Origin of the sequence: Exiguobacterium sp. UBA6282, from assembly GCF_002440475.1 — a bacterium.
In the GTDB taxonomy this organism is placed as follows: Bacteria; Bacillota; Bacilli; order Exiguobacteriales; family Exiguobacteriaceae; genus Exiguobacterium_A.
In genome coordinates this window covers 24,699-38,768 of record NZ_DJUM01000053.1, presented here as the reverse complement: position 1 = coordinate 38,768, position 14,070 = coordinate 24,699, and the positions used below count along the sequence as shown (strand labels likewise).

The window sequence follows — 14,070 nt, the reverse complement described above, 5'->3', positions numbered from 1 at the left end:
CAAGCCGCGACACGTCCATTGTTAAAAACAAGCGGTCGTATCATCAATATCGCATCAGTCGTCGGTATTTCTGGAAATCCAGGGCAAGCGAACTATGTCGCAGCGAAAGCGGGTCTGATCGGGCTGACGAAATCCGTCGCACGTGAACTCGCTAGTAAGGGCGTCACAGTCAATGCCATCTGTCCAGGCTTCATCGAGACGGACATGACGGATGAATTGACAGAAGAACAGCGGAACCTGTCACTCGGGCAAATTCCGTTGAAACGCTTCGGTCAAACCGACGATATCGCTTCACTCGTCAGCTTTATTGCTTCAGATGAAGCACGATACATCACAGGTCAAACTCTAGCCGTCGATGGCGGCATGACAATGTAACACAACTAACGGTAGTACTTTGCCAAATCGGCAATCATCTTATATACTCAACTCATGGAGGGATTTTAAAATGACAAAAGAACAAATCTTAGTAGACGTACAAGAAGCAATCGCAGAAAAATTAGGTAAAGAACAAAGTGAAATCACACTTGATAAGTCGTTCAAAGACGACCTCGGAGCTGACTCTCTTGAAGTCATGGAACTCGTCATGGACTTAGAAGACAAGTTCGAAATCACGATCGAAGATGAGCAAGCAGAAAACTTGAAGACTGTCGGCGATGTCGTCAACTACATCGAAACACAAGTCTGATCATTGAAGCTGACCCACCGCAATTTGCGGTGGGCTTTAGCTGTTTAGGAGGAACTATGACGAATCAAAAAGGACGTCGTGTCCGAAAAGGACCCTATGTAAAACGACGCAAGGATGCTCGGACGCTCGCTCAGATCGAGCAAAAATTCGAAGCGTTACAAGAGCGTCTGAATATCAGGTTTTCTAATGTTGAGCTATTGAAACAAGCCTTCACGCACTCTTCGTTCGTCAATGAACAACGTGAGTCGGAAGGGGATAACGAACGCCTAGAATTTTTAGGGGACGCTGTCTTAGAGTTGACGGTGTCACGCTATCTATTCGAACACTACCCGGAACGTTCCGAGGGGGAATTAACGAAATTGCGAGCGGCGATCGTCTGTGAACCGTCACTCGTCCAATTTGCGAATCACTATCAGTTTTCCGATATGATTCTGTTAGGTAAGGGGGAAGAACTGACCGGTGGTCGGAATCGTCCAGCCTTACTTGCGGATGTCTTCGAATCCTTCATTGGCGCCTTGTATCTTGACCAAGGCATCGAAGCAGCCGAACGATTCCTCGCCGAAGCGGTTTTTCCGAAAGTGGCGACAGGCTTTTTCGAAGAACAGACAGATTTCAAGAGTCAATTACAGGAAGCGATTCAACGTGTCGGTTTAGGTGTCATCGAGTATGAAATTATCGAGGAACGTGGTCCGGCGCATAGTCGGGAGTTCATCTCTCGTGTTCAAGTCGCGGATGAGCTCGAAGGGATTGGAACGGGGCGTTCGAAAAAAGAGGCAGAACAACAAGCGGCAAAACAAGCCTTACTTGAATTAAAAAAACAGTTTTAAGCAACAAAAGGCCGACCATCTCTCGAACGCACAAGAGATGATCGGCTTTTATCGTGTGGTGCTTACTCGATTAAACAGTCTTAAGGGATTTCAGTTCGTCGACGATCGCGTCGACCTCTGCAAGTGATAGCGAGTCTCGCATCATGACGAACTCATAAATCTCTTTTAAGTCCTCATTTTTTGAGCCATCGAACTGTTCTGCTTTAATGACCCCTTTGTTGATGATATTCAATTTATCTAAGATTGCTTCAATCATTTGTTCAATCGTCATCGTGTTATTCGCTCCTCTTCTTCTTGTTTCGCATGATACTACCTTAAAACCTATCATGTTGCTAGCGTTTCGGCTATGGTAAACTGAAAGAAATTCAAAAGAAATTTAAACATACGGGTGATCAAGATGTACTTAAAACGAATTGAAATCAATGGCTTCAAATCATTTGCGAGTCGAACTGAACTAGAATTCCTTCCGGGTGTCACGGCAGTCGTCGGACCGAACGGAAGTGGAAAATCAAATATATCGGACGCTGTCCGTTGGGTGCTCGGAGAACAATCTGCGAAGTCACTACGTGGGGCGAAGATGGAAGACGTCATTTTTGCCGGCAGTTTGTCTGAACACCGAAAACAATTTGCAGAAGTGACGCTCGTCTTAGATAACGAGTCGGGAACGGTCGCGTTACCTTATCAGGAGATCAGTGTTACACGTCGTGTCAGCCGTAATGGCGATAGCGATTATTTTTTAAATAAAAAACCATGTCGCCTGAAAGATGTCCTTGATTTGTTCATGGACACAGGCTTGTCGCGTGACGCCTTTGCGATTATCGGACAGGGTCGGGTCGAACAAGTCATTTCCGGAAAACCGGAAGAACGTCGTGCTGTCATTGAAGAAGCAGCAGGCGTCTTGAAGTATCGTCATCGCAAAAAGCAAGCCGAGCGGAAATTAAGTGATACGGAAGCGAATCTATCGCGTGTCGATGATATTTTATATGAACTTGGTGGACGAATCGAGCCGTTACGTGAACAAGCAGCGCTCGCGAAAGAGTATCTCGTCGCTCGAGAACGGCATGATGTACTGGAACGTGGCATCTTGGCGCATGAAATCACGACGTATCAGACGGAGCTCGAAACACTGGCGCGTGATATCGCACAATGTGAAGAACGTCTTGCATCTCAAAAGACGACTCACGAAGAGACCGTCGTGTCCCGGGAGAAACAAGAAGCGACGCTTGAAGAAGAACGACAACAAGAAAACGCTTTGCAGGAGCAACTTCGACATGTCTCGACGCGACTTGTTGAGATCCAAGGTGCCCTTAACCTAGCAAAAGAACGTGAAAAACACGGTACCGAGACGAAAGAGCGACTCGAACAAGAGGTCGCGATCGTCGAAGAACGCGTCAAGGAACTAGAACTCGAACTAACCGCTTTACAGGAACGCCAAGCAGAAGTCGATCAGGAAGCAAAACGGATTACGGCTGAGCGAGAACGAGCTGATCAAGCGTTGACACAAACTGATCGTGATTTTGATAAGGAAGCCGAAGCATTACGTTCGGAAGCCTTTGAAGTGGCGAGTCGATTGGCTGCGACGAATAATGCCTATAATCGGGCGAAGCAAGATCTCATGCAGGCAGAAGAACAACAACGTTCCTTTACGGTGGATAGCGGTACGAAGCAGTCGACCCGTCGTCAACTTGAGGAAGACGTCGCTCGATTAGAAGCGGACGTTGCTTCGATCCGGACAGAATTAGATCAAGTGACTGAGGAAGAGGCAACGGCACTCGCAGCACGAGACGAACAACAACATGCGTTACGCCAAGTTGAACAGTCCGTTGCGGATTTAGAGCGACGTCGTCATAAGACGGAAGATCGGATTGAATTTCTTGAATCCGTCAAAGCCGACTATAGCGGTTATTTCGGTGCCGTTAAGACGATATTAAAACAACGAGATCATTACCCAGGTATTCACGGAGCGGTCGCGGAGTTGATTTCGGTTCCTGCGCGATTTGAAGCGGCAATCGAGACGGCGCTTGGTGGGGCAATGCAAAACATCGTCGTTGATACCGATGCGACAGGACGTCGTCTAATCCAGGAACTGCGACGCTTAAATGCCGGTCGAGCGACGTTCATGCCGCTCGCCTCACTCCAAACACGTGAAGTCAACCGTTCGGTGCGAGAACAAGTCGGGGAGATGTCTGGATTCGTCGGGATCGCAAGTGATCTTGTGACGACAGACGAGACGCTGACGAAATTAAAGATGAACTTACTCGGTACGACACTCGTCGTCGAATCACTTGAACAAGCGAACCAAATTGCCCGTTCGACAGGACATCGCTATCGTCTCGTCACGCTCGAAGGAGATGTCGTCAACGTCGGTGGAACGATGACCGGCGGAAGTCGGAAAAAAGGCACACCATTGTTCAGTCAATCGCGCGAGCTCGACGAGTTAAAAGAGGGACTGACGCGAGGGCAAGCGGTCATTCGGGAGCAGATGCGCCGCTTGGAAGATCTAAGAGCGGCGATTCAGACGCTTGATGCTACTGCTCGGACGCGGACAGAAACGATTCAAGAATTACAAGGACAACTCGAGCAATCGCGGGATACGTTGGCAGATGCGAAGCGTCACCTCGCCGTCATGACGTCCGAATTATCGGTTGAAGATCGGCAGATGGCACGTGTGCTCGAACAAGAACAGGAAGCACGCCGTATCATCGAAATGTCAGAAGTCGAGATCGCGAAATGGACGGAACGTCAAACAGANNACAGAGCTCAGACAAGCACTTGATCGTCTTAAGGATGCTCAAGCTCGTGGTGCCGTCACGATGGACGAACTGAAGAAGGAACAAGCAGAAGCAGTTCTTGAAGAGCGGACGATTCAAATGAAACAAGCGCAACTCACGCAAGAGATCGAGCGTCTGACGGAACAGGTCAGTCACGCGAAGCTTGAACGTGGTCATAAACGCCGTGACTTGCGTCATGTCCTTGAAGGCTTCGATGAAGCTAAAATCGATGCCTTGCACGGCGAGCAGCGTGAACAGGAACAGGAGCAGAAGCGGGTCGAGACCGAACTCGTCGCGATCGGGAAACGGATTCAAGTGCAGGCAGAATCCTTGCGCTTAATTCGAATTCGCGAAGCGAAGACGAAGGACGATCAACAAACGACGAAACAGGCACTTGAGCAATTACGACTCTCACAAGGGAAAACGAGTACACGCCTTGAGACAAGACAAGAAATGCTCGAAGAGATGGGATTACTGCTCGAGTTGATCGCTCCGCTCGATCAATCGTATGATGAGGCGAAAGAGGAAATTCATCTGCTCAAGCGTCAACTCGAAGAAATCGGCATCGTCAATATCGGTGCAATCGAAGAATTCGCGGAAGTCGATGAACGGTTTACGTTCCTATCGGCGCAACGAGATGATCTCGTCGCCGCTAAAACGGATCTCTATGGTGTCATTGAAGAGATGGACCGGGAAGTCATTCGATTGTTCCGACAAACGTATGATGCCGTCCGTGAGCATTTCCGAGAAACGTTCCGGGAGTTGTTCGGGGGTGGAGAAGCCGACCTTGTACTCGTCGATCCGACTGATCTACTGACGAGCGGAATCGATATCGTCGCGAAACCGCCAGGCAAAAAGCTACAAAATTTGTCGCTCTTGTCAGGTGGAGAGCGTGCCTTGACGGCGATCGCTCTCTTGTTCGCGATTCTAAAGACCCGTCCTGTCCCATTCTGTGTCCTCGATGAAGTCGAGGCGGCACTTGATGAAGCGAACGTCGCGCGATTCGGCGAATTCGTCCATCAGCTAGCGCGCGAGACACAGTTCGTCATCATCACCCATCGGAAAGGAACGATGGAGGCGGCAGACGTCTTGTACGGCGTCACGATGCAGCAAAACGGGATATCTGAAGTGTTATCCGTTAAACTAGAAGAGGCACGACGTACATTAAGTGAAGAACCAAAGGAGATTAAACAATGAGTTTCTTTAAAAAACTGAAAGACCGCTTGACGACTTCGACGCAAGAAGTCACGACGAAATTCACACAAGGACTGACGAAGACACGCGATGGACTGGCAAGTGCCGTCAATGATCTCGTCTATCGTTTCCGCGAAGTCGATGAGGATTTCTTCGAAGAATTAGAGGAAGTATTGATTCAAGCCGACGTCGGCGTGACGACGACAATGGATTTGGTCGAGGAGTTAAAGACAGAAGTTAAACGACGTAACGTCAAGGATCCAAAAGAAGTACGTGATGTCCTCGTTGAAGTCGTCGCGAAGATGTTAGTTGAAGAGGAAGAGACAGCACTTGATCTCGATCATGAGCTGAACGTCATTCTCTTCGTCGGTGTTAATGGGGTCGGGAAGACGACGACGATCGGGAAACTTGCGAACCGCTTGAAACAAGAAGGCAAGAGCGTCATGTTAGCAGCGGGTGATACGTTCCGTGCGGGTGCAATCGATCAACTGCAAGTCTGGGGCGAACGCTCCGGTGTACCGGTCATCCGTCAAGGAGAAGGATCGGATCCGGCCGCTGTTGTTTACGACGCTGTCCAAGCAGCTAAAGCACGTAAGGTCGATGTCCTGATTTGCGATACGGCAGGACGCCTTCAAAACAAGGTCAACCTGATGAACGAACTTGAAAAGGTCAAACGTGTCATCGAACGTGAAATTCCAGGCGCTCCCCACGAAGTATTGCTGGCGCTTGACGCGACGACTGGACAAAACGCGATGGTGCAGGCGAAAGCCTTCAAACAAGCGACGAACGTCAGCGGGATCGTCTTGACGAAGCTTGATGGAACGGCAAAAGGTGGAATCGTCCTTGCGATCAAGAACGAATTGAACCTCCCGGTCAAGTTCGTTGGTCTTGGTGAAAAAATCGATGATTTACAACCGTTTGATGCAGAACAATTCGTGTATGGATTGTTCGGTGATGTCTTTGAAGAAAAAGAAAACGTTGACACGGAAGAAAGCGCAGAATAAGCGACGTTTCATGTAAAGAAAAAAACTTGACAACACACTGTGAGGGCTGTACTATACTATCTGTAAAGGAATTTCACTTAACATTGCGGAGGTGCTCGGATGACACTTGATAAAACGAACCGGATGAACTATCTGATTGACTTTTATCAGGAGCTTTTGACGCCAAAACAACGGAATTACATGTCACTCTATTACTTAGATGACTTTTCCTNNCTTAGGTGAGATCGCCGATGAGTTTGAAGTCAGCCGACAAGCAGTCTACGACAACATAAAACGCACGGAAGCCATGCTCGAGCAGTATGAAGAACGACTATCCCTGTTCAAGAAACACGAACGGCGAAAGCAGTTACTCGATCAGCTGAAGCAATGCGACCTTCCGGGTGAAGCCCTAGTGATCATTGAGACATTGGAGCAATTAGAGTAGGAGGCATTCTTAATGGCATTCGAAGGATTATCGGAACGGCTTCAAGCCAGTCTCGCTAAAATGCGAGGTAAAGGTAAGATTTCTGAAGCAGACGTCAAAGAGATGATGCGCGAAGTTCGCTTAGCGCTACTNNGAAGCCGACGTCAACTTCAAGGTCGTCAAACAATTCGTAAATGATGTAAAGGAACGTGCCGTCGGACAGGACGTCATGACATCTTTGACGCCAGGGCAACAAGTCGTCAAGATCGTCCATGATGAACTGACGAATCTGATGGGTGCGGAAGTGTCACCATTGACGCTTGCGAACCGTCCTCCGACCGTCATCATGATGACAGGTCTGCAAGGGGCAGGTAAAACAACGACAACGGGTAAGCTTGCCAATCATTTACGTAAAAAACATAATCGTAGTCCTTTGCTTGTTGCGGCGGATATTTATCGTCCGGCAGCAATCAAACAATTAGAGACACTCGGGAAACAATTGGAGTTGCCGGTCTTCTCAATGGGAGATCAGGTCAGTCCGCAAGAAATCGTTACCGGTGCACTCGATTATGCAAAAGAGCATCATCACGATATCGTGTTGATCGATACGGCAGGTCGTCTGCACGTCGATGAGGAACTAATGCAGGAACTCGTTGATGTTAAAGAGATCGCCAAACCGCATGAAATCTTCCTTGTCGTCGATTCGATGACGGGTCAGGACGCCGTCAATGTCGCAGAAAGCTTCAACGAGAAGCTTGGCGTGACGGGGGTTGTTCTGACGAAGCTCGACGGAGATACGCGAGGTGGTGCAGCACTCTCCATCAAGGCAGTCACCGGAGCACCGATTAAGTTCGTCGGTCTTGGAGAGAAGCTCGATGCCATCGAACCATTCTATCCCGAGCGGATGGCGTCTCGGATTCTAGGCATGGGAGACATGCTGACACTGATTGAAAAAGCAGAGTCACAAATGGACGCTACGCGTGCCAAAGAGTTAGAAAGCAAAATGCGCGATGCATCGTTTACATTCGATGATTTCATCGAGCAGTTGCAGCAAGTGAAACAGATGGGTCCACTCGACGAACTGTTGGGAATGATCCCTGGGGCAGGTAAAGGGAAGATGAAGGGGTTGAAAAACGCCCAAATCGATGAGAAGCAACTCGTGTATGTCGAAGCGATTATCCAATCGATGACGAAACGAGAGCGGACTGAACCTGAAATCTTGAATGCGAGTCGTCGGAAGCGGATTGCCCGTGGTAGCGGACGCAGTATCCAAGAAGTCAACCGTCTCATTAAACAGTTCGAAGACATGCGGAAAATGATGAAACAATTTTCCGGACAGATGGGCAAAGGGAAAAAGAAAGGCTTTGGCCTTCCATTCTTTTAAAAGTCTTTTCTCTTTTGCTGTAACGTTGTATACTAATGAAGTTGTCAATTTGACTAAACGAAAAAATCATCTATTATTTGGAGGGACTTACGAATGGCAGTTAAAATTCGTCTTAAGCGCATGGGCGCAAAAAAATCACCTTTCTACCGTGTGGTAGTAGCAGACTCACGTGCACCACGTGATGGTCGTTTCATCGAGCAAATCGGATACTACAATCCAGTTGCTAAACCAGAAGCAGAAGTTAAAATCAACGAAGAGCTAGCTCTTAAATGGCTCTCTGAAGGTGCTAAACCTTCGGACACAGTTCGTAACCTCTTCTCACAAGCTGGTATCATGGAGAAATTCCACAACGCGAAACTCGCGAAGTAAGACGTTAGGAGGTGAGCAAAAGCTTACCTCCTTTTTTTAATTCAAGAAAGGAAGTGAAATGAATGGAATGGTTGGAAATTGCGAAAATCGCCAATACACATGGTCTAAAAGGTGAATTAAAGTTACTCGCGAGCACGGATTTTCCGGAGGAACGCTTTAAAGTCGGGAAGGAAGTTTTTCTTGGATCTGACGGAACGTACACACCGGTGACAATCAGTGGTTACCGAAAACACAAACAATTCATCATGGTGACGTTCAAAGGGATGCACCATATCAATGACGTCGAGAAGTATAAAGGATTGAAACTCTATGTCCACGCAGAAGATTTACAAGACTTAGACGAGCATGAATTTTACTATCATGAGATCATCGGTTGTACGGTTTATGACGGTGAGACGAAAATCGGAGTCGTATCCGACATTCTTGAAACAGGCGCAAATGACGTCTGGACGATCAAACGCGATGGGAAAAAGGATGTCCTGATCCCGTATATCGAGCAAGTCGTTGCTTCCGTCGATGTCGAGCAAAAACGTATCCAAATCACACCGCTTCCAGGATTGATTGAAGAATGAACATCCGAGTGTTGACGCTGTTTCCGGAAATGTTTTCAGCGCTCGATCATTCAATAGTCAAACGAGCGCAAGATGATGAACGTGTCAGTCTTGAAACAATCAATTTTCGAGACTTCTCGACGAATCGTCATGGTAAAGTCGATGATTATCCGTATGGTGGGGGAGCAGGCATGCTGTTGACCCCTCAACCCGTCTTCGACGCGATGGCGAGTCTGCCGGAAGGAAAACGACGAATCATCGTCATGACACCGACCGGTAAACGTTTTTCGCAACGGATGGCAGAAGAGTGGGCACAAGAAGAAGAACTGGTCTTCCTATGTGGTCATTACGAAGGGTTTGATCAGCGGATTCATGATCACCTTGTAACGGATGAGGTCTCGCTTGGGGACTTCGTCTTGACGGGAGGGGAACTGGCTGCGATGACAATGATTGACGCTGTCGTCCGTCTCTTGCCAGACGTCCTCGGTGCGTCTGAGAGTCACGAAGACGATTCCTTTTCGACGGGACTTCTTGAATATCCGCACTATACACGTCCTGCTGAATATGCCGGATACCAGGTACCCGACGTCTTGTTATCAGGCAACCATGCCCGGATTGCAAAATGGCGACGGGAACAGTCGCTGAAGCGGACATTTGAGCGTCGTCCGGATCTGTTGGCTGACGCTCCATTAACCGAGGATGATCGTCTTTATTTAGAATCGATTTCAGGATTGTCAAACGATTGAATCTATGATAAGTTAAAACATGTGGCAAAAGCCACCCATTAACGATGTTCCGCTGTCGGATGCTGAAAGCAAATGAAGATAAGAACATTGGTGAAAAAAGGAGAAATCATTCATGAACACACAACAATTGTTCCGTGAACTTACACAAGAACAAATCAAGTCAGACGTCCCTGCGTTCCGTCCTGGGGATACAGTCCGTGTACACGTTAAAGTCGTCGAGGGTACGCGTGAGCGTATTCAGCTCTTCGAAGGCGTAGTCATCAAACGTCACGGTGGCGGCATCAGTGAAACATTCACAGTCCGTAAAATTTCTTACGGAGTTGGCGTTGAGCGTGCTTTCCCGCTCCACTCACCACGTGTTGCACAAATCGAAGTTGTTCGCTACGGTAAAGTCCGTCGTGCGAAACTTTACTACCTCCGTAACCTTCGTGGTAAAGCGGCGCGTATTAAAGAAATTCGTCGTTAATCATGTGAAAAAGTGGCTTGTCTCCGGACAAGCTTCTTTTTTTTGTTGTTTATGCGTATACTAGTCCATAGGAAGAAATTGCGTTAATCAAGGGAGTGGAATTCGTGAAGGAGTTATTCAGTTGGGTAAAAGCGCTCGTCGTAGCGCTTGTCATCGCGTTCATCATTCGAACGTTCCTGTTCGTACCCGTCATCGTCGATGGGGAATCGATGATGCCGACCTTACACAATGCGGATCGGATGATCGTCAATAAGATTCCGTATTATTTTAATGAACCAGAAAGAGGCGATATCGTCGTCTTTCATGCAACGGAAACACGCGACTATATCAAACGAGTGATCGCTGTTCCAGGAGATACGATGTATTATAAAGACGATACGTTGTACGTCAACGATAAGAAAGTAGCTGAACCGTATTTAAAAGAGTACAAAGCTCAGATGAATGGTGTTCCATTGACGGAGGACTTTACACTTGAGGAACGGACAGGAAAAACGACTGTTCCAAAAGGGAAGGTATTCGTCATGGGAGATAATCGTCAAAATTCAAAAGATAGTCGTGATATCGGTTTTGTGGATGAGGATCAAATCGTCGGAACGACGAACTTCGTATTCTATCCATTCAATGATTTACGCTCTGTCGATTAAAACGAAAGAAGATGAGACGCTTACCGTGAAAAGTAAGTACCTCATCTTCTTTTCTTGTCTTAAGTTGCGTATACTAGAGAGTGGATGTTTTTTCAAGTATCGTATGATCAGCAAGAAGTCCAGGAATATATGAACGAGGTGAAGGATATGACGATTCAATGGTTCCCCGGTCACATGGCCAAAGCACGGCGGGAAGTTACAGAAAAATTAAAGTTGATCGATGTCGTGATCGAACTTGTCGATGCACGTCTTCCAATGTCGAGCCGTAACCCGATGGTCGAACAAATCACGGCAGGTAAGCCACGATTGATCGTCCTCAACAAAGCGGATATGGCGGACAAACGAGTGACCGAACAGTGGATGCACGCATTACGGGCAGATGGTGTTGATGTCGTCGCGGTCGACGCGAAGCACAATAAAGGATTGAATCAAATTCATGAAGGTGCTTTACGACTAATGAAAGAAAAACATGCACGAATGCGGGAGAAAGGTCGGAATCCGAGTGCGATTCGTGCCTTGATCATCGGCATTCCAAACGTTGGGAAGTCGACACTCATCAATCGACTCGCCGGTCGGAACATTGCGATCACGGGTGACCGCCCAGGTGTGACGAAACGCCAGCAATGGATCAAGATGAAGACAGGTGAGATGGAATTACTCGATACACCAGGTATCCTCTGGCCGAAGTTCGACGATCAAGTCGTCGGGTATCGGTTGGCAGCGACAGGAGCGATCAAGGATGATATCTTAAACATCGACGATATCGCGCTGTTTGCCCTTCGTGAGCTAAAGACGCGTTATCCAGAGCAGTTACGTGAGCGTTATCGTCTCGACGAAGTATCAGGAGAAGCGGTTGATGTACTCGAAGCCATCGGTAAAAAGCGCGGATTCGTTTCAGGTGGCTACGTCGATTTCGAACGGACGAGTGAAATGCTTCTGCATGAACTACGGACGGAAAAGCTAGGGCGTGTGACGCTCGAAACAGTGGAAGAATGGGAAACGCATGCATAACGGACTTGGACATCCTTCGATGTCCAAGTTTTTTTCAAAGGAGCGAAACAGATGAAGATTACGGAATTAAAGGAACGTCTACACAACATCACGATCGAGGAGTTTTCACAATTGAAGCAGGAACTCGCATCGGACGCGCGAAAAGGGGTGCATACACTGTTTCGTCAGACAGAACGACGATTTGCCCTCGAAGAGCAACAACGGATCGATTTCAAAAAGCGATTCACGTTCGAAGAACAGTATCATCAGCAAGGATATAGACGGATTGCCGGAGTGGATGAAGTGGGACGGGGACCGCTTGCTGGTCCAGTCGTCGCGGCAGCTGTCATCTTACCAGAAGGGTTCTATCATCCAGGACTAACGGATTCAAAACAAATGAGTAAAATACAACGACAAGCGGCATTTAAACACCTACAAGACGTTGCAGAGATTGCGGTCGGCATCATCGAACCAGCTGAAATTGACGAGATCAACATCTATCAAGCATCGAAACGGGCAATGCAAGTCGCGGTTCGTCAACTCAAACCTGAGGCCTTGCTGGTTGATGCGATGACACTCGACGACGACACACCACAACTCTCTCTCATCAAAGGAGATGCGAGAAGTGTCTCCATCGCTGCAGCAAGCGTCGTCGCAAAAGAGACACGAGATGCGATGATGGAACAATACGCGATCGAGTATCCGGGATATGGATTTGAAACACACGCAGGTTACGGAACACCCATACATTTACAAGCGCTCGATACACTGGGCGTCACACCGATTCACCGAAAAACATTCCGTCCTGTCAAAGAACGTCTCTAGGAGGGATCGAGCATGCACATCGAACATCGTGCCTTACTACCATTTAAAATCATCGATCATGCGAACTTACCGTTACGGGAAGGCGCAAACATCGTCGGCAAAGTCTTAAAACTGTTGCCGGACGGATTAATGGAACTACAGGTCGGTCAACGCGTCTTGACGGCAGGGACGACGGCTGAACTAAAAGAAGGGAGCATGTATCGCTTTCAAGTCGTTTCAGCAGAAGGACAACCAGTCTTAAAAATCATCTCGACTGAGTCTGTCCCGCAAAAATCAGCATTACCCCAGTTACTCGATTCCTTTTTACAGCGCCAGACGGTACCGACTGCGGAAACACGGGAACTACTAAGGCAAATCGGTCAACCCGTGACGGAAGGAGAAGCGAAGCAGTTAAAACACGCTCTTACTGAACTCGTTCAATTGGCAAAGGGCGACGAGGCAGGTCGATCGCTTGATCGAAAGACGAGTGATCAAATTTTAGCGCAACAACTCGTTCAAGCAACAAATGAAGTAGGAAAAGGAGTATATTTATTTCAATTACCTCAATTCGGACCTTTCGAAGATGTTGATCTCATGATGGAAGCACCGTTCGAACGAACGTTTGATCCAAATCATGCCCGTATCGTCTTATACTTACAATTACCGACGCTTGGTGAGGTCGCAATTGATGTCTTGATCGTAGACCGGAACGTTTCGATTTCCGTCTTTCATCCAAACGCACACGTCAATACGTTCATGCAAGCCTATACGCCTCAGATTCAAGCACGACTCGAGGAACAGGGCTATGCGTTGACGCGATTCGATTGGGTCGAGCAGACGAAAGAACGCATACCACATGATATCTCGACGCGTAATGGAAGGGTGGATCTCCATATATGAAAAAAGCGATTGCTCTATCATACGAAGAACAAATGCATGCGCCGAAAGTCGTCGCTAAGGGATCAGAACACATCGCGGAACGGATTTTAGAAGAGGCATTAAAGCACGATATTCCGATCCGGCAGGACGAAACGCTGATGACGTTACTGGATGCTGTTCAAGTATCAGAACAGATCCCAGAAGAACTATACGGTGTCATTGCCGAATTATTCGCCTTTTTATATCGTCTTGATCAAGATGGAATTCTGAAAAAATAAAGCTTTCGGTCGATAACGATAGACAGCGCTTCCAATTTTAACTACAATGAAAGAGCCGAAACTAAAGGGGTTAAG

The 14,070-nt window shown here is 47.7% G+C and carries 15 protein-coding genes and 3 pseudogenes (1 of these 18 cut by a window edge); 17 read left to right on the top strand and 1 reads right to left on the bottom strand.

Annotated elements, in window-relative coordinates:
* The 3 genes and pseudogenes from B2751_RS13305 to rnc all read left to right on the top strand — a co-directional run.
* Positions 1-375: pseudogene (locus B2751_RS13305) on the top strand (3-oxoacyl-ACP reductase family protein); it begins 278 nt to the left of the window's first position.
* Between the two features lie 70 nt (positions 376-445).
* Positions 446-685 carry an acyl carrier protein gene (acpP, locus tag B2751_RS13300; RefSeq protein WP_029342095.1) on the top strand — a complete coding sequence of 80 codons (240 nt, stop codon included), beginning with the start codon at positions 446-448 and terminating at the stop codon, positions 683-685.
* Positions 686-741: 56 nt separating this feature from the next.
* Positions 742-1,512, top strand: coding sequence for a ribonuclease III (rnc, locus tag B2751_RS13295; protein WP_035406932.1), 771 nt, complete (start codon positions 742-744; stop codon positions 1,510-1,512).
* A 70-nt stretch (positions 1,513-1,582) separates the two neighbouring features.
* On the opposite strand, the gene B2751_RS13290 is transcribed toward rnc, so the two are convergent.
* Positions 1,583-1,783, bottom strand: a complete 201-nt coding sequence (locus tag B2751_RS13290; RefSeq protein ID WP_023468746.1) for a DUF1128 family protein — start codon at positions 1,781-1,783, stop codon at positions 1,583-1,585.
* A gap of 126 nt (positions 1,784-1,909) precedes the next feature.
* On the opposite strand from B2751_RS13290, the gene smc reads away from it, so the two are divergent.
* The 14 genes and pseudogenes from smc to B2751_RS13220 all read left to right on the top strand — a co-directional run bounded on the left by smc (position 1,910) and on the right by B2751_RS13220 (position 13,995).
* Positions 1,910-4,288, top strand: a complete 2,379-nt coding sequence (smc, locus tag B2751_RS13285; RefSeq protein ID WP_290775254.1) for a chromosome segregation protein SMC — start codon at positions 1,910-1,912, stop codon at positions 4,286-4,288.
* 37 nt (positions 4,289-4,325) lie between these two features.
* Positions 4,326-5,480, top strand: coding sequence for an AAA family ATPase (locus B2751_RS13280; protein WP_290775252.1), 1,155 nt, complete (start codon positions 4,326-4,328; stop codon positions 5,478-5,480).
* On the top strand, positions 5,477-6,481 hold the full coding sequence (gene ftsY / locus B2751_RS13275; RefSeq protein ID WP_035406938.1) for a signal recognition particle-docking protein FtsY: 1,005 nt from the start codon (positions 5,477-5,479) through the stop codon (positions 6,479-6,481). Before B2751_RS13280 ends, ftsY begins: the two co-directional genes overlap by 4 nt.
* Before the next feature lie 99 nt (positions 6,482-6,580).
* A pseudogene (locus B2751_RS13270) lies at positions 6,581-6,905 on the top strand (putative DNA-binding protein).
* 12 nt (positions 6,906-6,917) lie between these two features.
* Positions 6,918-8,268, top strand: a pseudogene (gene ffh / locus B2751_RS13265) (signal recognition particle protein).
* A 93-nt stretch (positions 8,269-8,361) separates the two neighbouring features.
* On the top strand, positions 8,362-8,637 hold the full coding sequence (rpsP, locus tag B2751_RS13260; protein ID WP_023468741.1) for a 30S ribosomal protein S16: 276 nt from the start codon (positions 8,362-8,364) through the stop codon (positions 8,635-8,637).
* A 62-nt stretch (positions 8,638-8,699) separates the two neighbouring features.
* Positions 8,700-9,209, top strand: a complete 510-nt coding sequence (rimM, locus tag B2751_RS13255; RefSeq protein WP_056062252.1) for a ribosome maturation factor RimM — start codon at positions 8,700-8,702, stop codon at positions 9,207-9,209.
* Positions 9,206-9,934, top strand: coding sequence for a tRNA (guanosine(37)-N1)-methyltransferase TrmD (gene trmD / locus B2751_RS13250; RefSeq protein ID WP_035406944.1), 729 nt, complete (start codon positions 9,206-9,208; stop codon positions 9,932-9,934). The genes rimM and trmD overlap by 4 nt, the downstream gene beginning before the upstream one ends.
* Before the next feature lie 112 nt (positions 9,935-10,046).
* Complete coding sequence (rplS, locus tag B2751_RS13245) at positions 10,047-10,400, top strand: 50S ribosomal protein L19 (protein ID WP_023468738.1); 354 nt, start codon at positions 10,047-10,049, stop codon at positions 10,398-10,400.
* A 104-nt stretch (positions 10,401-10,504) separates the two neighbouring features.
* Positions 10,505-11,044 carry a signal peptidase I gene (gene lepB, locus B2751_RS13240; RefSeq protein ID WP_290775247.1) on the top strand — a complete coding sequence of 180 codons (540 nt, stop codon included), beginning with the start codon at positions 10,505-10,507 and terminating at the stop codon, positions 11,042-11,044.
* A 147-nt stretch (positions 11,045-11,191) separates the two neighbouring features.
* Positions 11,192-12,055 (top strand): ribosome biogenesis GTPase YlqF, encoded by an 864-nt coding sequence (gene ylqF / locus B2751_RS13235; RefSeq protein ID WP_035409511.1) that lies wholly within the window; start codon positions 11,192-11,194, stop codon positions 12,053-12,055.
* 51 nt (positions 12,056-12,106) lie between these two features.
* A complete protein-coding gene (locus B2751_RS13230; RefSeq protein ID WP_290775245.1) occupies positions 12,107-12,859 on the top strand; it encodes a ribonuclease HII in 753 nt (250 codons plus the stop codon).
* Between the two features lie 12 nt (positions 12,860-12,871).
* Positions 12,872-13,738 (top strand): flagellar hook-length control protein FliK, encoded by an 867-nt coding sequence (locus B2751_RS13225; protein WP_290775243.1) that lies wholly within the window; start codon positions 12,872-12,874, stop codon positions 13,736-13,738.
* On the top strand, positions 13,735-13,995 hold the full coding sequence (locus B2751_RS13220; RefSeq protein ID WP_035406955.1) for an EscU/YscU/HrcU family type III secretion system export apparatus switch protein: 261 nt from the start codon (positions 13,735-13,737) through the stop codon (positions 13,993-13,995). The genes B2751_RS13225 and B2751_RS13220 overlap by 4 nt, the downstream gene beginning before the upstream one ends.
* The last annotated feature ends 75 nt before the right edge of the window (positions 13,996-14,070 follow it).

Coding starts and splice junctions, on each gene's coding strand:
- ftsY (WP_035406938.1), top strand. CDS start 5,477: ATGAGTTTCTTTAAAAAACTGAAAGACCGCTTGACGACTTCGACGCAA.
- ylqF (WP_035409511.1), top strand. CDS start 11,192: ATGACGATTCAATGGTTCCCCGGTCACATGGCCAAAGCACGGCGGGAA.
- B2751_RS13280 (WP_290775252.1), top strand. CDS start 4,326: ATGGACGAACTGAAGAAGGAACAAGCAGAAGCAGTTCTTGAAGAGCGG.
- B2751_RS13225 (WP_290775243.1), top strand. CDS start 12,872: ATGCACATCGAACATCGTGCCTTACTACCATTTAAAATCATCGATCAT.
- B2751_RS13290 (WP_023468746.1), bottom strand. CDS start 1,783: ATGACGATTGAACAAATGATTGAAGCAATCTTAGATAAATTGAATATC.
- rpsP (WP_023468741.1), top strand. CDS start 8,362: ATGGCAGTTAAAATTCGTCTTAAGCGCATGGGCGCAAAAAAATCACCT.
- B2751_RS13220 (WP_035406955.1), top strand. CDS start 13,735: ATGAAAAAAGCGATTGCTCTATCATACGAAGAACAAATGCATGCGCCG.
- trmD (WP_035406944.1), top strand. CDS start 9,206: ATGAACATCCGAGTGTTGACGCTGTTTCCGGAAATGTTTTCAGCGCTC.
- rplS (WP_023468738.1), top strand. CDS start 10,047: ATGAACACACAACAATTGTTCCGTGAACTTACACAAGAACAAATCAAG.
- rimM (WP_056062252.1), top strand. CDS start 8,700: ATGGAATGGTTGGAAATTGCGAAAATCGCCAATACACATGGTCTAAAA.
- B2751_RS13230 (WP_290775245.1), top strand. CDS start 12,107: ATGAAGATTACGGAATTAAAGGAACGTCTACACAACATCACGATCGAG.
- acpP (WP_029342095.1), top strand. CDS start 446: ATGACAAAAGAACAAATCTTAGTAGACGTACAAGAAGCAATCGCAGAA.
- rnc (WP_035406932.1), top strand. CDS start 742: ATGACGAATCAAAAAGGACGTCGTGTCCGAAAAGGACCCTATGTAAAA.